General features: G+C 64.2%; 18 protein-coding genes. 10 read left to right on the top strand and 8 right to left on the bottom strand.

Annotated features, from left to right (window positions below; genetic code table 11):
• Positions 1-26 precede the first annotated feature (26 nt).
• From VOM14_RS24760 to VOM14_RS24770, 3 genes are all read right to left on the bottom strand, one after another.
• A complete protein-coding gene (locus VOM14_RS24760; RefSeq protein ID WP_327631401.1) occupies positions 27-968 on the bottom strand; it encodes a LysR family transcriptional regulator in 942 nt (313 codons plus the stop codon).
• 222 nt (positions 969-1,190) lie between these two features.
• Entirely contained in the window at positions 1,191-2,276 is a 1,086-nt protein-coding gene (locus tag VOM14_RS24765) for a porin (RefSeq protein WP_327631402.1), read from the bottom strand.
• 688 nt (positions 2,277-2,964) lie between these two features.
• Entirely contained in the window at positions 2,965-3,432 is a 468-nt protein-coding gene (locus tag VOM14_RS24770) for a hypothetical protein (protein WP_442955581.1), read from the bottom strand.
• 533 nt (positions 3,433-3,965) lie between these two features.
• On the opposite strand from VOM14_RS24770, the gene VOM14_RS24775 reads away from it, so the two are divergent.
• The 10 genes from VOM14_RS24775 (at position 3,966) to VOM14_RS24820 (ending at position 19,513) form a co-directional block, all read left to right on the top strand.
• The gene (locus VOM14_RS24775; RefSeq protein ID WP_327631403.1) at positions 3,966-4,988 is read left to right on the top strand and encodes a bile acid:sodium symporter family protein; all 1,023 of its coding nucleotides are present in this window, start codon (positions 3,966-3,968) and stop codon (positions 4,986-4,988) included.
• A gap of 271 nt (positions 4,989-5,259) precedes the next feature.
• Positions 5,260-7,116, top strand: coding sequence for a phosphodiesterase (locus VOM14_RS24780; protein WP_327631404.1), 1,857 nt, complete (start codon positions 5,260-5,262; stop codon positions 7,114-7,116).
• 196 nt (positions 7,117-7,312) lie between these two features.
• The gene (locus VOM14_RS24785) at positions 7,313-8,299 is read left to right on the top strand and encodes a LacI family DNA-binding transcriptional regulator (RefSeq protein WP_327631405.1); all 987 of its coding nucleotides are present in this window, start codon (positions 7,313-7,315) and stop codon (positions 8,297-8,299) included.
• The gene (locus VOM14_RS24790) at positions 8,296-9,579 is read left to right on the top strand and encodes an AGE family epimerase/isomerase (protein ID WP_327631406.1); all 1,284 of its coding nucleotides are present in this window, start codon (positions 8,296-8,298) and stop codon (positions 9,577-9,579) included. Before VOM14_RS24785 ends, VOM14_RS24790 begins: the two co-directional genes overlap by 4 nt.
• On the top strand, positions 9,576-10,493 hold the full coding sequence (locus VOM14_RS24795) for a carbohydrate kinase family protein (RefSeq protein ID WP_327631407.1): 918 nt from the start codon (positions 9,576-9,578) through the stop codon (positions 10,491-10,493). The genes VOM14_RS24790 and VOM14_RS24795 overlap by 4 nt, the downstream gene beginning before the upstream one ends.
• Positions 10,494-10,625: 132 nt before the next feature.
• Positions 10,626-10,856: a hypothetical protein gene (locus tag VOM14_RS24800; RefSeq protein ID WP_327631408.1), complete on the top strand. Its 231-nt coding sequence runs from the start codon at positions 10,626-10,628 to the stop codon at positions 10,854-10,856.
• A 57-nt stretch (positions 10,857-10,913) separates the two neighbouring features.
• The gene (locus VOM14_RS24805) at positions 10,914-11,159 is read left to right on the top strand and encodes a hypothetical protein (RefSeq protein ID WP_327631409.1); all 246 of its coding nucleotides are present in this window, start codon (positions 10,914-10,916) and stop codon (positions 11,157-11,159) included.
• Between the two features lie 234 nt (positions 11,160-11,393).
• The gene (locus VOM14_RS24810; RefSeq protein ID WP_327631410.1) at positions 11,394-13,109 is read left to right on the top strand and encodes a ShlB/FhaC/HecB family hemolysin secretion/activation protein; all 1,716 of its coding nucleotides are present in this window, start codon (positions 11,394-11,396) and stop codon (positions 13,107-13,109) included.
• A 49-nt stretch (positions 13,110-13,158) separates the two neighbouring features.
• On the top strand, positions 13,159-15,591 hold the full coding sequence (locus VOM14_RS24815; protein WP_327631411.1) for a two-partner secretion domain-containing protein: 2,433 nt from the start codon (positions 13,159-13,161) through the stop codon (positions 15,589-15,591).
• A 334-nt stretch (positions 15,592-15,925) separates the two neighbouring features.
• The gene (locus VOM14_RS24820) at positions 15,926-19,513 is read left to right on the top strand and encodes an indolepyruvate ferredoxin oxidoreductase family protein (protein ID WP_327631412.1); all 3,588 of its coding nucleotides are present in this window, start codon (positions 15,926-15,928) and stop codon (positions 19,511-19,513) included.
• A 118-nt stretch (positions 19,514-19,631) separates the two neighbouring features.
• Here the strand turns inward: VOM14_RS24820 and VOM14_RS24825 are convergent, their stop codons facing one another.
• The 5 genes from VOM14_RS24825 to VOM14_RS24845 all read right to left on the bottom strand — a co-directional run bounded on the left by VOM14_RS24825 (position 19,632) and on the right by VOM14_RS24845 (position 26,030).
• Positions 19,632-20,339: a copper homeostasis protein CutC gene (locus VOM14_RS24825; RefSeq protein WP_327631524.1), complete on the bottom strand. Its 708-nt coding sequence runs from the start codon at positions 20,337-20,339 to the stop codon at positions 19,632-19,634.
• A 34-nt stretch (positions 20,340-20,373) separates the two neighbouring features.
• Positions 20,374-21,651: a sensor domain-containing phosphodiesterase gene (locus VOM14_RS24830; protein WP_327631413.1), complete on the bottom strand. Its 1,278-nt coding sequence runs from the start codon at positions 21,649-21,651 to the stop codon at positions 20,374-20,376.
• A gap of 381 nt (positions 21,652-22,032) precedes the next feature.
• Positions 22,033-23,340, bottom strand: coding sequence for a solute carrier family 23 protein (locus VOM14_RS24835; protein WP_327631414.1), 1,308 nt, complete (start codon positions 23,338-23,340; stop codon positions 22,033-22,035).
• 124 nt (positions 23,341-23,464) lie between these two features.
• Positions 23,465-25,030, bottom strand: coding sequence for a methyl-accepting chemotaxis protein (locus VOM14_RS24840; RefSeq protein ID WP_327631415.1), 1,566 nt, complete (start codon positions 25,028-25,030; stop codon positions 23,465-23,467).
• A gap of 361 nt (positions 25,031-25,391) precedes the next feature.
• Entirely contained in the window at positions 25,392-26,030 is a 639-nt protein-coding gene (locus VOM14_RS24845; RefSeq protein ID WP_327631416.1) for a DUF2239 family protein, read from the bottom strand.
• Between the last annotated feature and the right edge of the window lie 71 nt (positions 26,031-26,101).

The raw sequence follows: 26,101 nt of genomic DNA on the forward strand, positions 1-26,101 counted from the left end.
TGGCGTGGTTGGCGCTCTCGCCGCGCTCAGGCTTGACGAACCGCCATCGACTGGATCTGTTCGAGCGACGGCCACAGCGATTCATTCGCGAACCGGTCGGCCAGAAAGTCCACGAACGAACGCACCTTCGCCGACAGATGGCGGCGGCTCGCGTAGACGACATGAATCGGCAACTCGCGCGGCGGCACTTCGTCGACGAGCAGCGGCACGAGGCGCCCCTCGGCCAGATCATCGCCGATCACTTCGGTGCCGAGCAGCGCGATGCCCGCGCCGTGCAGCACCATCACGCGTTGCGCTTCGAGATGATTCACGATCAGGTTGCCCGACAGACGCACGCGCGCGGCTTCGCCGGTGTTGTGCAGGACGTCGAGCGCCGACACGCCCGCGTACTGGATAAAGTTGTGGCGCGCGAGATCGGCAGATGTTTTCGGCGTGCCGCGCCGGCGCAGATAATCCGGCGACGCGCACAGCAGCAGATGCGCCATCGCGATCGGCCGCGCGATCAGCGACGACGACTTCAAGCCGCTCGGCGAAGCGCGGATCGCGACGTCGAAACCCTCGTCGATCAACTCGACCACGCGGTCCGACAAGGTAATGTCGACGGTGACTTGCGGATACTGCGCGGCGTAGTCGGCGACGGCGGCCATCACGTGACTGAGGCCGAACGCCGACAGCGACGACACGCGCAAGCGCCCTTGCGGCACCACGCTCGCCGCGCCGACCACCTGCTCGGCTTCCTCGAGTTCGGTGAGCACCTGGCTCAGGCGCTCGTAGTATTCGCGGCCCGCCTCGGTCGGCGCGACGCGGCGCGTGGTGCGGTTCAGCAAGCGGGCGCCGAGTTGCTGTTCGAGGTGCATCACGTGCTTGCTCGCCATCGCCGCCGACATTTCCATTCGCTCAGCCGCGCCGACGAAGCTGCCCACTTCGACCACTTGCCGGAACACTTTCATGCTGACGAGGGTATCCATCGAATCGCTCGCTCAAGGAATTAATCGGCGTCATTTTGCACGGTTTATCAAGAGCGGGTGAGCAAACGACGACGGGCTGGGCGGCGGCGCGCGGGCGTCAAAAACGGCAAAGCCCGCGTTTCCGGAGAAAGCGGGCTCTGGTTGTGTGGCGCAATGCGCTGTGGATCGCGCCAGCGGCGGCTGCCGCGAAGCGAGCCGCCGCGAGGTGAGGCTCAGCGTCGCCTAGAACTTCGCGCGCAAACCGACGCCGTACGTGTTGCCGCTAGACTGCTTGCTGATGTGGTCGTACATGTACGCCGCGTAGACGTCCGTGCGCTTGGACAGCGGATAGTCGTAGCCGACCGCCGCGGTCTGACGCGTCTGATCGAAGCCGCCGCCGTCGCGCGAATACGCGTACGACGCCATCACCGTGCCCGGACCCGCCGGCACCGAGACGCCACCCTGCGCCGTGTTCACGTGCCAGCTCGTCAGCGTCTGGTCGTTGTGGGTGTACATGTACTGGCCGAACAGCTTGACGTACTTGAGGTCGTACGACACGCCGACCTGCGCGACGCTTTGCGCCTTCAGACCCGGCACGCCCGATGAATCGAAGCTGCCCAGGTCGCCCGGCGTGTTGTTGAAGTTCACATACTGATAGACGGCGGTCGCCGCGAACGGGCCGTGGAAATACAGCACCTGGCCGCTCCACTTCTTCGCGCCGTTCTGGGTCGTGTTGCCAAGCGCGTACATCGCGCTCGCCGACAGACCGTTGAAGTTCGGCGACTGATACTGCACCGCGTTGTTCCAGCCGGAGTCGCCGGTCACGCCTTGATCCGTCGAATACGTCGGGAACGTGCCGAGCCCGAGGTACACGTGATAGACCATCGGCGAAAACACATACGAATCGATGAACGGATTGAACAGGATCGTCGACACGAAGAGTTCGGTGGTCAGACGGCCGGCCGTGACCGTGCCGTACGGCGATTCGATGCCGACATAAGCGTTACGCGAGAACGTCGTGTCGCCGGCGAAGCGGCCGTACTGGCCGTTCTGCGCGCGGAAGAAGCCTTCCAGCGTGAAGATCGCCTTGTAGCCGTTGCCCAGGTCTTCAGCCCCTTTCAAACCCCAGTACGACGTGGACATGCCGCCGCCGGACACTTGCACCGCGTTCTTGCCGCCCGGGAATTTCTGCGCGCCGACCCATTCGTCGACCTGACCATAAAGTTGCACGCTCGATTGCGCAAAAACAGACGAGGCGCTGGCCAGCAAAGCGGCGCACGCGGTTGCCTTGAGAGTGGTCTTCAGCGCACGGCTGATGCTTGTTTTCATGGGTTCTCCAATCTTTGTCAAAAGGGGTGTGGCTGTGCGAAAGGGGAAGCTCGCGCGAACCATTGTTGTTGTCCGTTCGATCATCGAGCCAATCTGGGCGAGACCATCTTTGCGGACCATTTTTATAAACAAAAATATCGTGGGTTATTGCCGGTATATCGGTCTGGTTAGTTTTGTCGTCGACGGGCCTGTGAAAGCCCCCCGCGCGCGCCGGTTCGCGGTGCCGCCGCAAATGCGCGGGCTCCGCGTGAAACGGGCGCTCGCGTTGCGCCAGCCGCTCAATAACGCTTCAAATGACATACCGATGACGCGCCGCCGCATAATGGCCCCGATTTGACGACGACAAGCGGTTCATTGCCGAGTGTTTTCAAAAAAGTGTGGCGTCGAAACGTCAGATTGCGGGAGGGCTTTTAAAGCGCGGTGGGACGGTGTGTGGAAGTCAAGCGGATTGAAAGCCGGGAAAGCGGAAAGCGGAAAGCGGAAAGCGGAAAGCGGAAAGCGGAAAGCGGAAAGCGGGAAGCGGGAAGCGGGAAGCGGGGAAGCGGGAAAGCGGGAAAGCGGGGAAAGCGGGGAAAGCGGGGAAAGCGGGGAAAGCAAGGAACTGCAGAAGAACTAAACCAGCAACAGGCGTCGCCCAATATCAGATGCAACGAAGCGCCACACTCATCGAGCCAGATGACGAGCGGGCTTAATTTCGATAAGGCGAGCCTTCTGGCGGCCGTCCGTCCTCGGCCTGCCGTTGAAGCCCGCGCATCGAGCCGCGTTCTTCGTTATAACGGGCGACGTCGGCCCGAATGGAACCCGAGCGAACCGGCGCATTGGACTGCGGCCGCTGTCCCGGGCGGGACTCGGCGCTAACCGGCGTGATGGCGCCCACATACGGCACGCCGCCCCGGCCCTCGCCAGGATAGGCGCCCGGGCCAGCAACGCGGCGTATGCCGGAATTCGGCATGCCGTCACGATTGACCTCGCGACTCGCGTAGTAGCGGTGAGCAAACCCGTGCGCGGCAAATTGCGAGCCGTACGGCAGCCCCGGCCCTTTCGCATACGCGAACGAGCACAGCGCGACGATCAGCGCGCCCCACGCCCAGTGCTTCGTTCTCGACAACCCGTCCACCCAGTGACTCACTTGCCCGAAGACTTGCCTGAAGTCCACCGTTCGAGCTGCGACGGACTTGTTGGGGGAGACTGCCACAGCGCTGCGGACATGTCGCGGCGCGGATGATCCCGACGGCCTTTGAACGGTAATTTATGGTCGTCGGCAAAGGGTGTCGAGCCAAAAAGTGTTAGGTCTCGGCCGCTGTTGTAACACCTTGTTACCGCGACGTTTCTCTACGACATAACCATTGCACAAACAGCCTGAAACCTCTCGCGCGCCACGGCGTCAGGGGTTCGCGAAAGGCGTACCCGAAAGGCCATGCCGGCGGGGTTTTCCGGGCGATTGGCAAATCTCGCCGCAGAGACCAGGATTAAATACGGGAGCCTCACCCCCGGTAAATTTTGCAAGGCGTCGAAGCCCAACGCGATCGCAACTCGAATGCACTCAGTTCATCAATCGATTCGGCAAATGAATTTGCGTTTTTAATCGCTTTAGAAGGACAATAGTGGTTTTCCATTAAGCCCGAACCACGCTGCGCTTCGCGCACGCGCCTTGCGTGTTGCTCCGCATCACCGATTTCGAGATTCCATATGGCCCGCCCGAAACTGCTTCCCGACAACTTCACCTTGAGCCTCGTCGGCACCGTGATACTCGCCAGCTTGCTGCCAGTTCGCGGACAAGCCGCCGTGGGATTCGACTGGGTGACGAACGTGGCGGTCGGCCTGCTGTTCTTCCTACACGGCGCGAAGCTTTCGCGGGAAGCGATTATTGCGGGCGCGACGCACTGGCGCTTGCATATAGTCGTGCTGCTCAGCACGTTCGCGTTGTTTCCGCTGCTCGGCCTCGCGCTTAAACCGCTCCTTTCGCCACTCGTTACGCCGGCGCTCTATGCCGGAATTCTCTTCCTCTGCACTTTGCCGTCGACGGTTCAGTCCTCTATTGCGTTCACGTCCATTGCCAAGGGAAACGTGCCGGCCGCCGTATGCAGCGCGTCGGCCTCCAGCCTGCTCGGCATCTTCGTCACGCCCGCTCTCGTCAGCGTCCTCGTCACGAATCAGGCGGCCGGCGGTAGCTCCCCGTGGCACACCGTGGGCAACATCGTGCTGCAACTGCTGGTGCCGTTCGTGGCCGGACAACTGCTGCGCCCGCTGATCGGCAAGTGGATCGAGCGGCATCGCGGCGTGTTGAAGTTCGTGGACCAGGGCTCGATCCTGCTGGTGGTGTACGGCGCATTCAGCGAGTCCGTGAACGAAGGCCTGTGGCATCAGATTCCGCTCTCCGCGCTGGGTGGCGTGGTGCTGATCAGCGTCGTGCTGCTCGCGCTCGCGCTGGGCCTCACGATCTTCACGAGCAAGCGGCTCGGCTTCAACCGCGCGGACCAGATCACGATCATTTTCTGCGGTTCGAAGAAAAGTCTGGCCGCCGGCGTGCCGATGGCCAAGGTCATCTTCGCCTCGCACGCGGTCGGCGCCGTCGTTCTCCCGCTGATGCTGTTTCACCAGATTCAGCTCATGGTGTGCGCCGCGCTCGCGCAGCGCTGGGGCGCTCGCGACATCAGCGCCGAGACCCGTGCCGCCTCGCGCGACCGGACTGCCGCCGCCGTCCGCCGTTGAATACGCGCGCAATGCAAATAGGACATTCATAAGCGCCCTCCCTGAGCGTCGTTTTCGAAAAAGCCGCCTTGCGCGGCTTTTTGTTATTTCACGCGCAAACGCGGCTGTTGTCGCCTCGGCCTGATGGCATAGGCCGATTCCCAAGTTTTCCAGGCGCCGCTTCCCCTCTGCGGCAGATGCACCAAGTCCGTGCAACGCTTCACCAAAACTTCATTTAATTCTTTGCGCGGCAGGTCGTTAAGCCGAAGGTCCATCGCTACGCCTCTTTGCCATGCACCCTCGCTCGATTTCCCGATCCGCCGCGCCGCGCATCGACGAACTGATTGCCCGGCGCGACCTGTCGGCCGTCTTTCAGCCGATCATCGACTTTGAAGACGGCGCGATTCTCGGCTACGAAGGCCTGATTCGCGGGCCGGCCGGTTCGTCGCTGGAGGCGCCCTTCGCGCTCTTTTCACAAGCGCTTGCGGAAGGCTGCACGATCGAACTCGAACAGGCCGCCGCGCGCGCCTGCATCGAAGCCTTCGCGCGGCTCGGCTACGACAGCAAGCTGTTCCTCAACTTCAGTGCCGGCGCGCTGCGCCGCCTCACCGAAAGGCCGGACGACACGCTCGCGTTGCTGCGCCATCAAGGCGTCGACCCGCAGCGCATCGTGATCGAGTTGACGGAGCAAAGCACGATTCCCGACATCGGCAGCTTTTTGCCCGTGATCACGGCGCTGCGCACGGCGGGCGCGCAGTTCGCGCTCGACGACTACGGCACCGCGAACGCGAGCATGAATCTGTGGGTTCGCCTGCAACCGGACGTCGTGAAAATCGACCGCTTCTTCATTCACGACATTGCTAGCGACCCGCTCAAGTTCGAAGCCGTCCGCGCGATGCAGCACTTCGCGAGCGCGAGTGGCGCGCGTCTCGTGGCCGAAGGCATTGAAAACGAGGCGGATCTGATCGTCGTGCGCGACATGGGCATTGGCTGCGGGCAAGGCTATTTCTTCGGCCGTCCGAACGCGCAGCCGGCACGCGTCGTCACCGACGACGCCCGCGACGCGCTGCGCTCCGGCCACATCGCCGTGTTTCCGGAGGCCACGCGCACGCTCGGCGGCGCGTCGCCTTCGGGCGGCATGGCGTCGGAGAAGATGCTCGTGCACGCGCCCGCGCTGCCGCGCCAGGCGACCAACAACGACGTCCTCGAACTCTTCAATCGCCTGCCCGATCTGCACGCGGTCGCGGTGGTCGAACACGACGAGCCGGTCGCGCTGATCAACCGTCGCAGCTTCATGGACCGGTACGCGCTGCCGTATCACCGCGAGCTGTTCGGCAAACGGCCGTGTCTGCTGTTCGCCAACGCGTCGCCGGTGGTGATCGAGAAATCCATGACCGTCGAGCAGATGGCCAAGCTGCTCGCGAGCGACGACCAGCGCTATCTCGCCGACGGCTTCGTGATCACCGAAGACGGCAAATATGCGGGCCTCGGCACCGGCGAAAACCTGGTGCGCGCGGTGACCGAGGTGCGCATCGAAGCGGCGCGCTACGCGAATCCGCTGACTTTCCTGCCGGGGAACATTCCGATCAGTTCGCACATTGCGCGCCTCGTCGGCGCTCACGCGGGTTTCTATGCGTGCTACGTCGACCTGAATCACTTCAAGCCCTTCAACGATCAATACGGTTACTGGCAAGGCGACGAGGTGCTGAAATTCGCCGCCGCCGTGCTCGCCGACGTGTGCGATCCGACGCGCGACTTCCTCGGCCACGTGGGCGGCGACGACTTCCTGATCCTGTTCCAGAGCGACGACTGGCGCGAGCGCGCGCTGCGCGCGATCCACGTGTTCAACGAGGGCGCGCAGCGCTACTACGCGCCGATCGACCGGCTCGCCGGCGGCATTCACGGCGAAGACCGGCGCGGCAATCCGACCTTCTTCGGTTTCGTGACGATGGCGATCGGCTGCGTGCACGTCGCGCCGCGGCCGGCCAGTGGCCCGGCGCTCTACAACAGCGAGGAAATCGCCACGGTCGCCGCGCTCGCCAAACGCCGCGCGAAGCTGGAGCCAAGCGGCTTTGTCGTGATCGACGCGGAAGAAAGCGTGGCGCTGCTGCGCGGACAGTCGGAAACCACGACGCCGCCCGCCAACTGAAAAAGCGCCGTCAAAGGGCGGCGTCAGCGCGTGTTTAGTCGTTTTTACTAAACATGTAAAACCCGCAAATAGTCCGTACATACGGGTATTTACGGGTGCAGGCCACGGCTTTCCAAAGCTGTTTGAAGTCCGTTTTACTATACAATCGCCCGGACCCAAACAGCGTGCGGCCGCCCTGTCACGGCCGCTTGTTTCGATGCCCACCACCATTCGCGACGTCGCGCGCGCGGCGAGCGTGTCGATCGGCACCGTTTCGCGTGCCCTGAAAAATCAGCCCGGCCTGTCCGAGGCCACGCGCGTGCGCGTGGTCGAAGCCGCGCGCAAGCTCGGCTATGACGCCGCCCAGTTGCGTCCGCGCATCCGGCGTCTCACGTTCCTGCTGCACCGTCAGCACAACAATTTCGCGGTGAGCCCGTTTTTCTCGCATGTGCTGCATGGCGTGGAAGACGCGTGCCGCGAGCGCGGCATCGTGCCGTCGGTGCTGACCGCCGGTCCCACGGAAGACGTGATCCAGCAGATGCGTCTGCATGCGCCTGACGCCGTGGCGATCGCCGGTTTCGTCGAACCCGAGACGCTCGCCACGCTCGTCGCGATGCAGCGCCCGCTCGTGCTGATCGACCTGTGGGCGCCCGGCCTGCGCTCGGTGAATCTGGACAATGCTGCGGGAGCTACGCTCGCCATGCGGCATCTGTTCGAGCAGGGGCGCAAGCGGGTCGCGTTCATTGGCGGATCGCTCGCGCATTTCAGCATCGCGCAGCGCGCGCTCGGCTACCGGCGCGCGTTTTTCGAAGCGGGACTGCTGTTCGATCCGTCGCTGGAAGTGACGATAGACGCCGGGCTCGATCCCGACACCGCCGCCGCGCGCGCGATGCAGCAATTGCTCGACGCGCCGGGTCCGCGCCCCGACGCCGTGTTTGCCTATAACGACGCCGCCGCGCTCGCGGCGCTGCGCGCCTGCTTCGCGCGCGGCGTGCGCGTGCCCGAGGACATCGCGGTTATCGGCTTCGACGACATTCCCGCCGCCGCCCACGCCACGCCGCCGCTGTCGACCATTGCCGTCGACAAGGAAACGCTCGGGCGGCGCGGTGTCGAACTGCTGCTCGAAGACGCGCCTGCAGAAATGGAAGTCCGGCTGCCCGTTCATCTCATTGCCCGTGCCAGTACTTTGGTGAAAACGCCATGACGCAATCCGCCACGCCCCACTCCGCCAACGGCGCGCCTGCCGTGCCGCCCGTCGCGAGTTTCCGCAGCCGCGAGTTTCTGCTCGCGCACGTCGAGGACACGTTGCGCTTTTACGCGCCGAACGTGCTCGATCCGAGCGGCGGCTTCTTCCACTTTTTCCGCGACGACGGTTCGGTCTACGACAAAACCACGCGGCATCTGGTCAGCAGTTGCCGCTATGTCTTCAATTACGCGATGGCGTATCGCCAGTTCGGCGAGCCGCGGCATCTGGAGTACGCGCGCCACGGTTTGCGCTTTCTGCATGACGCGCATTGGGACGCGCACCATGAAGGCTACGACTGGGAAATAGAATGGCGCGACGGCAAAAAGCGCACGCTCGACGACACGCGCCACTGCTACGGTCTCGCCTTCGTGCTGCTCGCGTACGCGCATGCGGCGATGGCCGGCATCGAAGAAGCGAAGCCGATGATCGGCGCGACCTTCGAGCTGATGGAACACCGCTTCTGGGACGCCGCCGCCGGTCTTTACGCCGACGAGGCGTCGGCCGAATGGCACGTGAGTTCGTATCGCGGGCAGAACGCGAACATGCACGCCACCGAGGCGCTGCTCGCCGCCCACGAAGCGACCGGCCACCTCGTGTACCTGGATCGCGCGGAACGCGTGGCGTCGAATGTCACGCTGCGCCAGGCGAAACTGTCGCAAGGGCTCGTGTGGGAGCACTTTCACGCCGACTGGTCAGTGGACTGGCATTACAACGAGGAAGACAGCTCGAACATTTTCCGTCCGTGGGGTTTTCAGCCGGGGCATCAAACGGAATGGGCGAAGCTGCTGCTGATCCTCGAACGCTATCGCCCGTTGCCGTGGCTGTTGCCGCGCGCCGTCGAACTGTTCGACTCAGCCATGACGCACGCATGGGACGAAGACCACGGCGGCCTCTATTACGGTTTCGGCCCGGACGGCACCGTGTGCGACCACGACAAATATTTCTGGGTCCAGGCCGAGACGCTCGCGAGCGCCGCGCTGCTCGGCAAGCGCACCGGTAACGAACGCTTCTGGGACTGGTACGACGAGATCTGGCGCTATAGCTGGGCGCATTTCGTCGACCATAAACACGGCGCGTGGTATCGCATACTCACGTGCGACAACCGCAAGTACAGCGACGAAAAAAGCCCGGCCGGCAAGACCGACTATCACACGATGGGCGCGTGCTACGAAGTACTCGCACACGCGCTGTCCGACGGCGCGACCGCCGCGGCCGTCTCCGCGGAGCAAACAAAATGAGCAACATTCTCGCGAATCCTGAACTGCCCGTGTTCGTTTCGGCGGGCGACATCCTCACCGATCTGGTGCGCACGGGCGCCTCGCAATGGCTGTCGCGGCCCGGCGGCGCGGGCTGGAACGTGGCGCGCTGCGTGGCGCGCCTCGGCTTGCCGACTGCGTGCGCGGGCTCGCTCGGCGTCGATAATTTCTCCGACGAACTGTGGGACGCGAGCGTCGCCGCCGGGCTCGACATGCGCTTCATGCAGCGCGTCGAGCGGCCGCCTTTACTGGCAATCGTGCATCGCACGCATCCGCCCGCCTACTTTTTCATGGGCGAGAACAGCGCCGATCTCGCCTTCGATCCCGCCCGTCTGCCGCCTGTCTGGATGGAGCACGTGAAGTGGGCGCATTTCGGCTGCATCAGCCTCGTACGGCAACCGATCGGCGACACGCTCGCCGCGCTGGCCGCCGAACTGCGTTCGCATGGCGTGAAGATCAGCTTCGATCCGAATTACCGGAACCTGATGGAACACGGCTACGAACCGACGCTGCGCAAGATGGCCGCGCTCGCCAACCTGATCAAGGTATCCGACGAGGATCTGCGCCTGCTCTTCAAAACCGACGACGAGGCGCGCGCGCTCGCCCAGTTGCGCGACATGAATCCGGCCGCCACCGTGCTTGTCACGCGCGGACCGGAAACGGCGTTGCTGATCGACGGCGCGATGACCTTCGAGGCGCGGCCGCCGCGCGTCGAAGTCGTGGATACGGTCGGCGCGGGCGACGCGTCCATCGGCGGGTTTCTGTTCAGCCTGATGACCGCTTCGCAGCGCGCGTGGCCCGAGCATCTGGCGTTCGCGCTCGCGGCGGGCGCGGCGGCATGCCGTCATGCGGGCGCGCATGCGCCTGCGCTGGATGAAGTCGTCGCGCTGCTGTAATACCCCGGCTTTATCGTTGGCGTCGTGGGCGCGCGCAGGGTCACGAACCGGCCGCGCCGCCGGCCTTCAGACGCAGCGCGAACACCGTGCTAGGATGAAAAGACCGCAACCTTTGAAACAAGGAGCGACGCCATGGAGGACCTCATCTATACCAAAGGCATCTACACGGCCACCGCGTCGGTAAGAGAACTCGGACACGACAAGTGGCAAGGCGTGGTCACGCTCGCGCGCGACGAAGGCGAAGCCACCGAAGACCAGGAAACCTCCGTGTACGAAGTCGAAGCCACGTCGCCGACACCAGAGGAAGCGCTGGAGGAAGCGAAAGCGCTCGCACATCGCATACTCGGGGAAATCGAACTTTAGGCAGCCCGCGCGCCGCCCTCGCGTCGCGCCATCTGAACGCAATGGTCGGAGGCGATCATGGATGAACAGCTCTTCCTCTTCGGCGTGTATTCGATTCACGTCCGCTCGATCGAACTCAGCGGCGCGCGCTGGGACGCGGAATACGAAATCCGGCATCGCGAGAAAGCGGTCAAGGCGTGGACCACCGTCGGTGGAGACAACGGTTATGCCGATGAAGCAGAGGCCATTGCCGCCGCACACCTGCAAGCCGTCGACGACATCGAGCACGGCGCGGGCATTCCGAAGCCGCGCGCGTTTCCGTGAAGTGCGTCGGTTGCGGGTCATTGACCCGTACCGGCACGACACTGCCGAGCTCTGCTTTTTATCGGCGACGCGCTCAGCTAGCGCGTGCCCCGGCGCGAATCCTGACGAGAAAAATAGCGCTTCTGTGAAGAGTCGAAAAATCTTAGGCCTACTTGAATATTTCGAAATCCTTCCACTAGATTTCTATATCCCTACTGTCTATGCTGCGTCGCTTCGTTGCCTGATTTTGACGCCATGCAGCACCACAGCAAGACCGCCCTCGCCGCCGCTTCTTTTGCGTTGTACAGTCTGCCGTCGCTCGCACAGAGCAACGCGTCGCTCATCAACGTCCTGCCTGGCAACGACACGCAACGCGCGCAGCAGCAGCGCATCGACGCGAATTTCACGAACGGCGCGCTCGGAGATGCGCTCGACCACGACGCGCCGCGCGCGGTAAGCGGAGATCTCGCGCATCTGCCGGCCCAGTCGCCGTGCTTCGAAATCCGCAAGGTACACATCAACAACAACCCGTTTCGCGCGGTGGATCGGCTGGTCGAGCCCGTCGTCGGTCAGTGCGCCGGTACGGAGGCGCTCAAAATCGTGCAGGACAGCGTTGCGAATGCGCTGATCAACGCTGGCTATGTGACGACGCGTGTCACCGTGCCGGAACAGTCGCTTGCGTCCGGCACGCTGGAGCTAGACGTCGTGCCTGGCCGCATTGGCGCGATTCGCACCCAAGGTGAGGCGATCGGCGATCTCGCGCGCGCGTTGCCATCCGCGGAAGGCGCGGTATTGAGTCAGCGCGCGGTCGATCAGGCGCTCGAAAACATTCGCAGACTGCCCTCGCAGGCCGACGCCCGCTTTGACATCGCACCGGGCGCCGTGACGGGCGAGTCCGATCTCGTGCTGTACGCCGGCACCGGAAAACGCTGGCGTGCGATGGCCGGCTACGACAACGCCGGCCAGCGTGCGACCGGCAAGAACGAACTCTTCGGCGCGCTGGCCTTCGACTCGCCCTTTTTCCAGTACGACCAGTTGCAGGTGTCCGGCCTGACCAACGCGAACTACGCCGCGCCGGGGAAAGGCGCTAATCAGGCGTCGGCTTCGTACAGCGTCCCCTTCGGCTATGCAATGCTGACACTCGACGCGTACCGCGCGAGCTACCTGCAGACGCAGGCATTAACGTCCGGCACTGCGCAGTTCACTGGCGAGCAAAAGGGCGCTGGGATCAAGCTGTCAGGCGTCGTGCAGCGGGACGCGAAATCGCGCACCGAGCTGCGCGCGCGCTTCTATCGCGCGCTGAATCATCATTACGTGAACAACACGTGGATCGACGTGCAGGATCGCGACGTGTACGGCTACGAACTCGGCGCGTCGCACCGCCGCTATTTCGGGCGCGTGCAGGTGGACGCGTCGCTCGGCTGGCGCGATACGCTGCCGGGCATTTCGCGCCAGCCGGGCTATGCACTCGGGGACAGCGCATTCAACGGTCGCGAGCAACTCGTGAGCACGTCACTCACCGTACTGTCGCCGTTGCGCATCGGCGAGCGCAACTTCTCGTACCAGTTTGCCTGGTACAGCCAGAACGCCCGCACGCGAGTGACCGCGCCCGACTACTTTACGATCGGTACACGCTACGCCGTGCGCGGCTTCGACCAGGAAGCGACGCTCGCAGCGGAAAGCGGCTGGACCGTATCCAATGAACTCGACTGGTACGCGCCGACGTCCTACGGCGTGCAAGCCTTATACGCGGGGCTCGACGCCGGACGCGTACATGGGCCGACGGCGCGCTACCTGGCGGGCAACACCCTCGTGGGAATGGTGGCGGGCGCAAGGGGCAGCCTGATTGCCAAGAACAGCGTGTCGGCCGCCGTCAATTACGACGTGTCGGTCGGCTGGCCGCTCTATAAGCCGAAGGCATTTCCGAGCCGCTCACCCACTTTGCTCGTTCAGATCAGCACATTGATCTGAACGCATCTCATCATTCGTTAGTTGTACTTTGTTGAACAGAGGTAAATCAATGCAGAACAAACACCCTCACGCCGTTGACGGCAACAACCGGCCCCTATGGTTCGCCGCGCGAGCAAGCGCCTTCGCCGCACTGTGTGCATTCGGCATGCAGCCGATCGTTGCGAGCGCGCAAGCCACCTTGCCCATCGCGGTCGACACCAGCGCCACCTCGCGCCCCACAATCGGCGCGTCGGGAAACGGCACTCAGGTCATCAACATCGTCGCGCCGAATTCGGCGGGCGTATCGAGCAACCGCTTCACGCAATATAACGTCGGCACCGCTGGCGTCGTTATCAACAACGCCACGCAGGCAGTGCAGACGCAAATTGGCGGCGCCGTACAGGCCAACGCGGCTCTCGGGCAGAAAAACGCGAGCGTGATCCTCATGCAGGTCACGTCGGCGTCGCCGACGCAACTGCTCGGCACCACCGAAGTCGCCGGCAAGGGCGCGAATCTCGTGGTCGCCAATCCGGCCGGCATCACGTGCTCGGGCTGCGGTTTCCTGAACGCGCCGCGCGTCACGCTCGCGACCGGCACGCCGACGCTGAAGACCGACGGCTCGCTGGACACGATCGACGTGAAGCAGGGCGTGATCGCCGTCGACGGCAGCGGCCTGAACGGCTCGACAAGCGCAGTCGATCTGATCGCCCGTGCGATCACCATCAACGGCAAGGTGCAAGGCAAGACGATCGACGCAATTGCGGGCGCAAACCGCGTCGACTATACGTCGAAGTCCGCTGCAGCTCAGGCAGGTATCGGCAACGCGCCGCAGGTCGCCATCGACGTGCAGTCGCTCGGCAGCATGTACGGCGACGGCGCAGTGCGTCTGGTCGGCACCGAAGCAGGCGTCGGCGTACGGGACAACGGCGTGCTGAACTCGCTGACCGGCAGCCTGAACGTCTCGGCGAACGGCGACGTGACCGTGAGCGCACCCGGCCGCATGAACGGCGCAGACGTTGGCATCAACGGCGCAAGCGTGACCAACGACGGCGCCATCGCAGGCACCCGCACGCTGAACGTATCGGCAACACAAGCGCTGACCAACCGCGGCACGCTGACAGCTGACGCCATCATCGCAACCGCGCGCGGCGCGCTGTCTAACAGCGGCGACGTGAGCGGGACCGGCGTGCGCCTCGGCGGCGACCAGTCGTTGGTGAATACCGGCCGCATGGAAGCCAAAGCCGATGCAACGCTGGCCAGCGAGCAACTAACGCTGTCAGGCGGCACGCTGAACGGCAGCACCGTGACGCTGCAAGGCGGCACGGTAACTAACCAGGGCGTGACGGTGAACGCCGACCGGTTGCTTAGCGTCAACGCAAGCCGCGTCGACAACAAGGGCACGTTCGCGTCCAACGGCACGGTGAACGTCAGCGGGTCCAGCACGCTCCTTAACCAGGCGAGCGGCAAAATGACCGGCCAGTCTGTGCAGGTTGGCGGCGGCAATGTCGCGAACCTGGGCTCGATTACGGCGACGAACAGCATTGACGCAGGCGCGGGGCTGACGCTCGGCAATCAGGGCTCGCTTAACGCGGACCGCATCGGCGTGACGACGCGCGGCACATTCTCGAACAGCGGCAAGATTGCCGGCAACGGGGTAAGCCTGTCCGCGGACCAGTCGCTGACCAACACCGGCACCGTCAGCGCGGCAATGGAAGCGGCTCTGGCCAGCAATCGAGTCGTTCTGTCCGGCGGCAGCGTAAAGGGCGGCACCGTTACGCTGCAAGGCGGCGACATCGTCAACCAGGGCGTGACTGTCAGCGCGGAGCGGTTGCTGAATATCAACGCGAATCGCGTCGATAATTCCGGCACGCTGAGTTCCGGCGGCGACGCGCGCATCAACGCCATGGACACGCTTTCGAACGTTAACGGCACGCTGAGCGCGCAGAACACGCTGAACCTCGGCGGCGGCACGCTGAACAATCAGGGCGCGGCCATCAACGCCGGCCAGATGCTCGACATCGGCGCGCAAAACGTGCTGAACGCAGACGGCCGCATGAAGTCGGCGGGCGCGATCAACGTTCACTCTGCCTCGCTCGACAATTCGCACGGCACGATCGACGCACAACGCGAAGCGCTTTTCAACGTCAGCGGGAAGTTGACGAACGACAACGGCGCGATCACGTCGAAGTCGATGGTGTCGGGCACGGCCGGTTCGCTCTCGAACGTCGGCGGCACGATTTCCGCGCCCGTCTCGGCCGAGATCCGCGTTGCGGGCAATGGTGGCGGCAACAACGGCGGCTACGTGCCGCCGGTGGACCCGCAACCCCAGCCGCAGCCGCAGCCTCAGCCTCAGCCGCAACCGCAGCCGCAGCCGCAACCGTCGGGCTTCCAGCCGCCGCCGGGATACGTCGCCATTGCGCCTTACTCGGAGGACGTGCGCAAGTACTACGGCTTCTACGGCCCCGATGGCTACTTCTACGCGAACCTCAACAATCCCGTCTAATGCGATGTCCCTGTCCGCTTTCTAAAAAAGCCGACAGCGTATGACACCGCATAGCGGTCACGGCGCCGGCATGCAACCCGCATGTCGGCGCCTCTGTCTCTAACCCCCTCAATTGCCCCAGGGCATACCCGAACACGCGCTTCGCGTGGCATATCCTCCTCAAAAGCGCCGGAAAACGCGCCGCTCCTCTCGCACCTTCGCGCACTCGCCCACGAAGTAAAAAAATTTCACTCTGTTCGGCGCTAAAAAATAGAGGCTCTTTCGCTGCGGCACCTTTGTGGTCCCCACCACGCGCGCGGATGCAATAACAGACATCCTCCACGGAGACTCGCCCATGACTGCTCGCCTGCCCATCGACGGCACGCCCGCTCTCGCCGACTACAAGCTATCGGACAATCTCACCGCCACGCGCGGCCGGATCTTCCTGACCGGCACGCAGGCGCTCGTGCGTCTTTCGCTGATGCAGCGCGCGTTGGATAAAGCGCGCGGCATGAACACGGCGGGTTTCATCAGCGGCTATCGCGGCTCACCGCTCGGCATGGTCGATCAGCAATTGTGGAAGGCGAAGAAACTGCTCGCCGCGAGCGATATTCGCTTCCTGCCCGCGATCAACGAAGAACTCGGCGGCACCGCCGTGCTCGGCACGCAGCGCGTGGAAGCGGACCCGGAGCGCACCGTCGAAGGCGTGTTCGCGATGTGGTACGGCAAAGGCCCCGGCGTGGACCGCGCCGGCGATGCGCTCAAGCACGGCAACGCGTACGGCTCGTCGGCGCACGGCGGCGTGCTGGTGGTCGCGGGTGACGATCATGGCTGCGTGTCGTCGTCGATGCCGCATCAAAGCGACTTCGCGATGATGGCCTGGCACATGCCGGTCGTGAATCCGTCGAACATTGCGGACATGCTCGAATTCGGCTTGTACGGCTGGGCGCTCTCGCGCTTCTCGGGCGCGTGGGTCGGCTACAAGGCGATCTCCGAAACAGTCGAGTCGGGCTCGACCGTCGATCTCGACGCGCTGCGAACCGAATGGACCGTGCCGCAGGATTTCGAAACCCCGGCGGGCGGCTTGCATAACCGCTGGCCCGATCTGCCGAGCCTCACGATCGAATCGCGCATGCACGCGAAGCTCGACGCCGTGCGCCACTTCGCGCGCGTGAACAGCATCGACAAATGGATCGCGCCGAGTCCGCATGCGAACGTGGGTATCGTGACATGCGGCAAGGCGCATCTGGACTTGATGGAAACGCTGCGCCGACTCGATCTGACGGTCGCCGATCTCGAAGCCGCAGGCGTGCGGATCTACAAAGTCGGCCTGTCGTTTCCGCTCGAAATGACGCGTATCGACGCCTTCGTTTCCGGTCTCTCCGAAGTGCTGGTGATCGAGGAGAAAGGCCCGGTCATCGAACAGCAGATCAAGGACTATCTCTACAACCGCACGCAAGGCGCGCGTCCCAAGGTGATCGGCAAGCACGCCGAAGACGGCACGCTGCTGCTGTCGTCGCTCGGCGAATTACGGCCCTCGCGCATTCTGCCGGTGTTCGCGAACTGGCTCGCGAAGCACAAGCCCGCGCTCGATCGGCGCGAACGCGTGGTCGATCTCGTCGCGCCGCAGATTCTCTCGAATGCGGCGGACAGCGTAAAGCGCACGCCGTATTTCTGCTCCGGCTGTCCGCACAACACATCGACGAAAGTGCCTGAAGGCTCGATCGCGCAAGCGGGCATCGGCTGTCACTTCATGGCTTCGTGGATGGAGCGCGACACGACCGGCTTGATCCAGATGGGCGGCGAAGGCGTGGACTGGGCCTCGCATTCGATGTTCACGAAAACGCGTCACGTGTTCCAGAATCTCGGCGACGGCACCTACTTTCACTCCGGCATTCTCGCGATTCGCCAGGCGGTCGCGGCGAAAGCCACCATCACGTACAAGATTCTCTATAACGATGCAGTCGCGATGACGGGCGGCCAGCCGGTGGACGGCAGCATCTCCGTGCCGCAGATCGCGCGCCAGGTGGAAGCCGAAGGCGTGTCGCGCTTCGTCGTGGTCAGCGACGAACCCGAGAAATATGACGGCCATCACGATCAGTTTCCGAAGGGCACGACATTTCATCACCGCAGCGAACTGGACACTGTGCAGCGCGAATTGCGCGACACCGACGGCGTGACCGTGCTGATCTACGACCAGACCTGCGCCGCCGAAAAGCGGCGTCGCCGCAAGAAGGGCGAATTTCCCGATCCCGACAAGCGCCTCTTTATCAACGAAGAAGTCTGCGAAGGCTGCGGCGATTGCGGCGTGCAGTCGAATTGCCTATCCGTGGAACCGGTGGAAACGGCCTTGGGACGCAAGCGCCGCATCGATCAATCGTCGTGCAACAAGGACTACTCGTGCGTGAACGGCTTCTGCCCGAGCTTCGTGACCGTCGAAGGCGGCAAGCTGAAGAAAGCCGCGGGCGTCGCCTTCGATCCGCAAGCGCTGGCTGAGCGCGTCAACGCGTTGCGGCTTCCCGCCACGCATCTCGACGCCGCGCCGTACGACATTCTGGTGACGGGCGTCGGCGGCACGGGCGTCGTGACGGTCGGCGCATTGATCAGCATGGCCGCGCATCTGGAAGGCAAGAGCGCGTCGGTGCTCGACTTCATGGGCTTCGCGCAAAAGGGCGGCTCGGTGCTGTCGTTCGTGCGCTTCGCCGCACGCGACGAGTGGCTCAACCAGGTTCGCATCGACACACAACAGGCCGATGTGCTGCTCGCGTGCGACATGGTGGTCGGCGCAAGCGCGGATGCCTTGCAAACGGTGCGTCATGGCCGCACGCGCATCGTCGTGAATACGCACGCCATTCCGAACGCGACCTTCGTCACGAATCCGGACGCGACGCTGCACGCCGACGCCCTGATCGACAAGATGCGTCACGCGGCAGGCGCCGAGCGCCTGTCCACGTGCGACGCTCAGGCGCTCGCCACGCGGTTTCTCGGCGATACGATTGGCGCGAATATTCTGATGCTCGGTTATGCCTGGCAATTGGGCCTCGTGCCCGTCTCGTTCGGCGCGTTGATGCGCGCGATCGAACTGAACAATGTCGCCGTGCAGATGAACCAGCTCGCGTTTTCCATCGGCCGCCTCGCGGCGGAAGATCCGGCTTCGCTCGAATCGTTGTGGCAGGCGCGGCATGCGGTGAAGCAAACGGTGCGCGTCGATACGCTCGACGACCTGATCGCGCATCGCGAAGGCCGTCTGCACATCTACGGCGGCGCGAGTTATGTGAAGCGCTATCGCGCGCTCGTCGATGCGGCGCGCCGCGCGGAAACATCGGTCGATGCAACGAGCGAACGCGTGACGCGCGCCGTGGCCACCACGTTCTATCGTCTGCTCGCGGTGAAGGACGAATACGAAGTTGCGCGTCTTCATACCGATGCCGCGTTCCGCGAAGCACTCGAAGCGCAATTCGAAGGCGTGGCGGGCAAGGACTTCGGCATCAAGTTCAACCTCGCGCCGCCTACGCTCACGCATGCGCAAGGCGGCATGAATCCGAAGAAGAAAACCTTCGGTCAATGGATGTGGCCGGTGCTCGGCGTATTGGCGAAAGTGCGCAGCTTGCGCGGCACGATGCTCGATCCGTTTGGCCGCACGCTCGAACGCAAGATGGAACGCGAACTCGCGGACGACTACGACGCCACGTTGATGCGCGCACTCGCGAAACTCAACGCAAGCAATCTCGAAGACGTCGCGAAGCTCGCCGATCTGCATGCGCGTGTGCGCGGCTACGGTCATGTGAAGCTCGCGAATCTGGCGGGCGTGAAGCGCGGCGAGCGCGATCTCGCGGCTCGCTTGCAGATCGAAGCGGTGACGGGTGCGTCGGTGAGAAAATCGCTGGAGGACATGAAAGGCGCGGGACAGTTGCGCGGGATTCCGGTGGTGGTCGCGAAGTAACGGGTAGCACGCGGCGAATGCGCATCGGATGCACTTCGATGCGCGAGTAACAAGCGTGAATGAAAAAGCCGCTTCGTGAGTGAATCGCGAAGCGGCTTTTTTTTTTGGCCTTTCAGTTTCAGTCACGCGGCGTGACGCCGTTCAGCCATGCCTTCACTCGCGCGACCTTTTCCGCATCGACGGATGCGAGCCCGTTGCCGTCCACGCGCACGCCGGAACCGAAATGCACCGCCTCGACTTGCGTTCTGCTCACGAGGCCGGCCACGGCATCAACCGTCAAACCCGCGCCCGCCAGCACCGTGCAACGCGAGCCCGACGCTTGCCGCACAAGCTCGCGAATTCTCGGCTCCGCGTCGAGCACCGACGCCTTGGCGCCCGACGTCAGCACATTCGTCACCGCATCGAAACCGAGCAGCACGTCTAGCGCTTTTTGCTGATCGAGAGTTTCGTCGAACGCGCGATGGAAGGTGATGTCGAGGCCTTCCGCCGCGTCGATGGCGCGCGCGAGTTGGTCGCGCTCGATCTCGCCCGCGTCGTTCAGCATGCCGATCACCACGCCGTTCGCGCCCGCCGCTTTCACCGCGCGCACGTCGCGCAGCATGACGGCGAAGTCGTCGGCGTGATAGACGAAAGAGCGGCTGTGCGGCCGCACGATCACATTGGCAGGAATACTGACAGCCTCGACCACGGCTTCGATCAAACCGATGCTCGGCGTCAGTCCGCCCTCGCCCATCGCGGTGACGAGTTCGAGACGATCGGCGCCCGCATGCGCGGCGAGCCGCGCGTCGGCAACCGTAGTGGCAATGACTTCGAGCAGAACGGACATGAGCGCAATAAGTGTCGTGGAAAACGACATGATCTCAGAAGCGCTCGTCCTCTATCCAGTCGATGTCGCCGCACAGCACGCACGTCTCGTTGCCCACGCGCGTCGCCACCGACAACGTCACGCACGGCAGCGCTTCGTTGATGGACAGATAGGGGCGCGTCACATGCACGCGCTCGGGCGAGTTGATCGCGTCGCGAAAATACGGACGACGCAGCCAGTTCGCGCCTTGCGCATCGGCGAGCGGCAAGAAGCGCGTTTCATGCGCCGCGCGGTCCGCGCGCAGCACGACGTTGCGGCCCGCCTGGCGGCCTTTCGCGTCGAGCAGGAAGCAGCGCGCGGCGTGATCGAGCGCGAGAAAATTCCAGCACACTTCTTCGAGCGGCTCGCCGGCCACCAGCCGTTCGGCCGCGCGCTCGAACGCGCGCAGATAGCGCGCGAGGCGGCTCGCGTTGCGGCGCTCGCGCGCTTCGGCCTGGTCGCGATAGCGCTCGGTCAATTCGCCGATGCATGCCGCCGCGTGAGTCGCGTCCGCCGCGCCCGGATTCGGCCGTCCGAAGAAAAAGCCTTGTACGAAGTCGGCGTTGCAGGCAAGCGCCATTTGCGCTTCGTGCTCCGTTTCCACGCCTTCGATCAGCACGAGCTTGCCCGCTTCGTGCAGCATCGCGACGAGGCCGGGCAGGATCGTCGCCATGTCGGCGCGATGCGCGGCGTGCGACAGCATGATGCGGTCGAGCTTCACGATGTCGGGATTCAACTGCCAGATCCGCTCGACGTTGGAATGCCCCGCGCCGAAGTCGTCGAGCGCAATCAGAAAGCCGCGCTCGCGGAATTGGCGCACGGCGTCCGCGAGGCGTTCGAGATCGTCCGCGCGCTGTTCGAGCACTTCGAGCACGATGCGCCGCGGCGGCAAATCCAGCCGCTTCAGCGTGGCGAGCAAGGCGGCAGACAGATACGGATCGGTGAGCGCGCCGGGATGCACGTTCAGAAACAGCCACTCGCGCTCCGCGCCGAGCACCTTGAAGTTTTCAAGATGCAGCGTCTGCGCGAGCCGGTCGAGCTGCAATGCGTCGCCGACGCGCGCGGCCTCGCCGAATACGTCGAGCGGCGAAACCGGCCGGTCGAGCATGTCGTGGGCGCGCAGCAAACCCTCGTAGCCCACGGCGCGCATATGCGACAGGCTGAAGATGGGTTGAAACACGCTCGTCAGCGTCAACTCGCCATGTTGCACCGAGAAACGTTCGAGGCCCGACGTCACTTCGACGTCGAAGCCGTGCGGCGCGGCGGCCGTCCTTTCCTGTTGCGCAATCGTCATGCAATCCTCTCGCGCGCGAGCCGGGCCGGTCCGAACGCGGATGCGAACGGCCACGGCGCCATGACTTCAAAATGTGCGCTGTCGGTATCGCTTAAGCAAGCTCCATGCGCACGCTCGCGCACATGGCGCGCATGGGCGGATGTCGCTCGCGTGAGGGATTGCACCGGCGACACGGCGCGTGCGCCATGCGAGTGCGGCACGCGCACCTTGGATGTGCATGAGGAGGCAGGCGAACGCGGCGGCGGTCTGGCAGGCCTTGCTGAAGCGCTGCGCTTGATGGCGCCAGATTCGGCGCGTCAAAAGCGTCACCGTTATCCGCGCCGCCAAGAACCGCGGGAAATCGCGCTGGCCTTCTTTGCCCCGCCGTCAGCCGTCAAAGAGTCAGGCCACCGGGCCTCGCGCCCGTCGGCTGCCGAGCAGCGCGTAAAGAATGATCGCGCCGAAAGTCGCGGTGCCGATGCCGCCGAGCCCGAAACCGCCGAGCTTCAGCGAGAAGTCACCCGCGCCGAGCACGAGCGTGACGGCGGCCACGATCAGATTGCGGTTGTCGGAGAAATCGACCTTGTTGACGACCCAGATGCGCGCGCCCGTCACCGCGATCAAGCCGAACACGACAATCGAGACGCCGCCCAGCACCGGGCCCGGAATCGTCTGGATCACCGCGCCGAACTTCGGCGAAAAACCGAGCAGGAGCGCGATCAGGGCGGCAATGACGAACACGAGCGTCGAGTAGATTTTCGTCACGGCCATCACGCCGATGTTCTCCGCGTAGGTCGTCACACCGGTGCCGCCCGCGAAGCCCGAGACGATGGTGGCGAGGCCGTCGCCGAGAAATGCGCGGCCGATGTAGCGGTCGAGGTTCTGCCCGGTCATCGCGCTCACGGCCTTGATGTGGCCGAGGTTTTCAGCGACGAGAATCACCGCGATCGGCGCGAGCAGCGTCATGGCCTGCGCGTTGAACACCGGCGCCATGAAGTGCGGCATGCCGAACCAGGCCGCGTTCGCCACGATCGAGAAGTCGATCGGTTTGCCCATGCCGAGGCCGTTCGTCACGATCGCGTAGATCGCATACGCCATCAGCAGACCGACCAGAATCAGCAGGCGTTGCAGCATGCCGTGCGCGAACACCGCGACCGCGCCGACGCACAGCACGGTGACGAGCGCCATCCACGAATCGAAGTTGCTGCCGCTCACGCCGTGCACCGCGATCGGCGCGAGATTCAAACCGATCACGCAGACAATCGCGCCGGTCACGACAGGCGGCATCAGCGATTCGATCCAGCGCGTGCCGACCGCCGACACGATCAGCCCGATGATCGCGTACACCACGCCGCACGCAATAATGCCGCCGAGCGCGACCGGAATGTTCATATTCGGACCGTGGCCACCGTAGCCCGTGACCGCGATCACGAGGCCGATGAACGCGAAGCTCGATCCCAGATAGCTCGGCACGCGGCCGCCGACCAGCACGAAGAACAACAGCGTGCCGATTCCCGACATGAAAATGCAGAGATTCGGATCGAAGCCCATCAGCAACGGCGCGAGCACCGTGGAGCCGAACATGGCGACGACGTGCTGAACGCCCATCGCGAGCATTTGCGGCCACGCGAGGCGTTCGTCCGTGCCGACGATGCGCCCTTCGACGGCGGCCGGCTGCTGACGCCAGCGGGGAAAATAGGAATCGGCCATCGCGGGGGTTCTCCTCTTCGGCGGGATGTCTGGACGACGGCGCGCAACGAAGCGCCGTCCGGGGAATTACGCGCGAGTGTACGGAGTGCCATGGGGCGTGGCAAGCGCGAACAACACGGCGGTTCTAGCCGCGCTTTGCGTCGAGCGAGAACACGCTGACGGCCGCCTGCAACTGCCTTGCCTGATCCGCCATGGATGAAGCCGCCGCCGCGGCCTGCTCGACGAGCGCGGCATTCTGCTGGGTCACGTCGTCCATTTGCGCGACGGCGCGGTTCACGCCTTCGATGCCCGTGCTTTGTTCGTGCGACGCCGACGAAATTTCACCCATCAGCTCCGTCATGCGCCTGACCGCGTGCGTGACTTCGGCCATGGTCTGTCCGGCGCGCTCGGCGAGTTCCGCACCGCTGCCCACGCGCGCCGTCGAGCTTTCGATCAGCTCCTTGATCTCTTTCGCCGACACCGCGCTGCGTTGCGCGAGCGAGCGCACTTCACCCGCGACGACCGCGAAGCCGCGTCCCTCTTCGCCCGCGCGCGCCGCCTCGACCGCTGCATTGAGCGCCAGAATGTTGGTCTGGAACGCGATGCCTTCGATCACCGCGATGATGTCGGTCATGCGCTTCGAGCCGGCCGCGAGTTCGCGCATGGTTTCCACGACGTCGTCGACGAGGTTGCTGCCGCGCGCCGCCACTTCCTGCGCGCCGTGCGCGACGCCGCCCGCCTGCTGCGCGTTTTCGGCGTTCTGCTTCACCGTCGACGTGAGTTGCTGCATGCTCGACGCGGTTTCCTGCAAGGCCGCCGCCTGCTCCTCGGTGCGCTGCGACAGGTCCGTGTTGCCCTGCGCGATTTCGCCCGACGCCATCAGAATCGATTCGCTCGATTCGCTGATACCCGACACGATGCCCGCGAGCCGCTCGCGCATGTTGCGCAGTGCGAACAGCATGCTCTGCGTATCGCCGGAGCGCGTCTGCACGCGCACGCTCAGGTCGCCGTCGGCGATACGGTTGGCGATCTGCATCGCGTAATCCGGCTCGCCGCCGAGCTGGCGCGACAGCCGCCGCGCGATGATCGCGGCAAGCACGCCGCCCGCGACGAGCGCGGCCAGTATCAGCGCGAGCATCACGACGCGCATGTGCTGATAGTCGCTGCCGGCTTGCGACTGCGCTTCGTTCGCCTGCTGACGGCGATAGTCGATCAGCGCGGTAATGCTGTCGCGCAACGCCTCGCTGGCCGCGATCGCGCGGCGCACCAGTTCGTTGTTGTCGATGCCCGCGGGAATCGGTTCGAGACCGATCTGCTGATGCACGATGCTTTCCCACGCGACCGACTTTTTCAGCACTTCGTCGAACATTTGCTGGCCGTGGCGGGTCGCGATGGTCGCGTGATACTGGTCGTAGCCCTCGTGCATCTGCTTGAGCGACGCCGCGATGTTGTCCTTCAGCTTCTGACGACCGGCGTCGTCGGAGGCGAAGCCGAGATTCGCCGCGGCCAGATCGGCATCGATCTTGTGACGGTTCGCTTCTTCGAGCCAGTAAAGGCCGTTCATATGTTTGTTGCAGATGACATCGGTAATGTCATGCATCGACGACAGCGTGCGCAACGACATGCCGCCGATCACGACGCAAAAACCGATCACCACGGCAAATGCCAACAGCAGCTTCCTGAACACGGTCATGCGGTCAAACCACTTCATCTGGACATCCTTCACAAGTCATGGCGGAACGCGCGCCGCCGCGTCCGGGCGGCATCGCCGGAACGCAGCGGCGCTCACACCGCTTTTACGGCGCGGCCGCGCGGGCCTGAAGCGATAAATGGTGGGAATAAGCAGGACCGGATGATGCAGAGAATGCCGCGCACGGGCACTGCGTGAGAACGCGTTTGGGACTTGTCCGATAGGAGAGCGCACACTCGTCTCCTAAACTTCGCCGGCTGCGTTGATCATGAACGCAAGCGATGTTGTTGTAACTCTCCGACTTCGCCGCTCAAACTCACTGGTGTGAGCGGTTTTTTTTCGCCTGTTCGATACGATCGCGATGCGTCCGGTTGTTGCGGATTCACGCTTGCGTTGCGAACGCGTTGCCCGCGAGCCGCAGCGTGTAGGCGCGCACGTCGTCGGGCCAGCGCGCGATTTTCTCCTCGAAGCGCGGCTGATCGCCCGCGTAAAGCGCGCGGGTGGCGTCCTCGTAATCTGGCAGGTTGCCGGCCAATGCCGTCATGAAGCGATACACCGCTTCCTGCGCCGCACGCTGGCGATCGTGATGCTCGCCGGCCGCGCGCGCGGCCTCAACGAGTTTGCGCAGCGCGACCGACGCGCCGCCCGGCCGAGCGTTCAGCCAGTCCCAATGACGCGGCAACAACGTCACTTCCCTCGCGACGACGCCAAGCTTCGGCCGCCCGCGGCCACGCGGCGCGTTGGCTTCGGCGGCGGCGGCGGCGTGGTTGGGATCGCCGGCGGATTCCGCGCCTGCATCGGCGCCTGCGTCGGCGTCGCTCAAGCGCGCGACGATTTCTTCCGCGCTGCCGCGCAAATCGAACTCGACCGGGCTCGCGGTGGCATCGTCGAAAACGAGAACGGGCGCCTGTTCGCCGCGTGCGAGCACGTCTTTCACGGCGAGCGCGACGGCGGGCCGCGCGCCCGAAGCGATGCGGCGATGTCCTTCGAAGGCAGTACAGGTGGTGGAATGGCTGGTCACGACAAACTCCAGTTCAAGAGAATTTGTCGAATTATATCCGGGTTAATTAAAGCGCAATATTACCCGGGCAA

Origin of the sequence: Paraburkholderia sp. MPAMCS5 (genome assembly GCF_036016995.1) — a bacterium.
Lineage (GTDB): Bacteria > Pseudomonadota > Gammaproteobacteria > Burkholderiales > Burkholderiaceae > Paraburkholderia.

Coding starts and splice junctions, on each gene's coding strand:
- VOM14_RS24760 (WP_327631401.1), bottom strand. CDS start 968: ATGGATACCCTCGTCAGCATGAAAGTGTTCCGGCAAGTGGTCGAAGTG.
- VOM14_RS24765 (WP_327631402.1), bottom strand. CDS start 2,276: ATGAAAACAAGCATCAGCCGTGCGCTGAAGACCACTCTCAAGGCAACC.
- VOM14_RS24775 (WP_327631403.1), top strand. CDS start 3,966: ATGGCCCGCCCGAAACTGCTTCCCGACAACTTCACCTTGAGCCTCGTC.
- VOM14_RS24780 (WP_327631404.1), top strand. CDS start 5,260: ATGCACCCTCGCTCGATTTCCCGATCCGCCGCGCCGCGCATCGACGAA.
- VOM14_RS24785 (WP_327631405.1), top strand. CDS start 7,313: ATGCCCACCACCATTCGCGACGTCGCGCGCGCGGCGAGCGTGTCGATC.
- VOM14_RS24790 (WP_327631406.1), top strand. CDS start 8,296: ATGACGCAATCCGCCACGCCCCACTCCGCCAACGGCGCGCCTGCCGTG.
- VOM14_RS24795 (WP_327631407.1), top strand. CDS start 9,576: ATGAGCAACATTCTCGCGAATCCTGAACTGCCCGTGTTCGTTTCGGCG.
- VOM14_RS24800 (WP_327631408.1), top strand. CDS start 10,626: ATGGAGGACCTCATCTATACCAAAGGCATCTACACGGCCACCGCGTCG.
- VOM14_RS24805 (WP_327631409.1), top strand. CDS start 10,914: ATGGATGAACAGCTCTTCCTCTTCGGCGTGTATTCGATTCACGTCCGC.
- VOM14_RS24810 (WP_327631410.1), top strand. CDS start 11,394: ATGCAGCACCACAGCAAGACCGCCCTCGCCGCCGCTTCTTTTGCGTTG.
- VOM14_RS24815 (WP_327631411.1), top strand. CDS start 13,159: ATGCAGAACAAACACCCTCACGCCGTTGACGGCAACAACCGGCCCCTA.
- VOM14_RS24820 (WP_327631412.1), top strand. CDS start 15,926: ATGACTGCTCGCCTGCCCATCGACGGCACGCCCGCTCTCGCCGACTAC.
- VOM14_RS24825 (WP_327631524.1), bottom strand. CDS start 20,339: ATGTCCGTTCTGCTCGAAGTCATTGCCACTACGGTTGCCGACGCGCGG.
- VOM14_RS24830 (WP_327631413.1), bottom strand. CDS start 21,651: ATGACGATTGCGCAACAGGAAAGGACGGCCGCCGCGCCGCACGGCTTC.
- VOM14_RS24835 (WP_327631414.1), bottom strand. CDS start 23,340: ATGGCCGATTCCTATTTTCCCCGCTGGCGTCAGCAGCCGGCCGCCGTC.
- VOM14_RS24840 (WP_327631415.1), bottom strand. CDS start 25,030: ATGAAGTGGTTTGACCGCATGACCGTGTTCAGGAAGCTGCTGTTGGCA.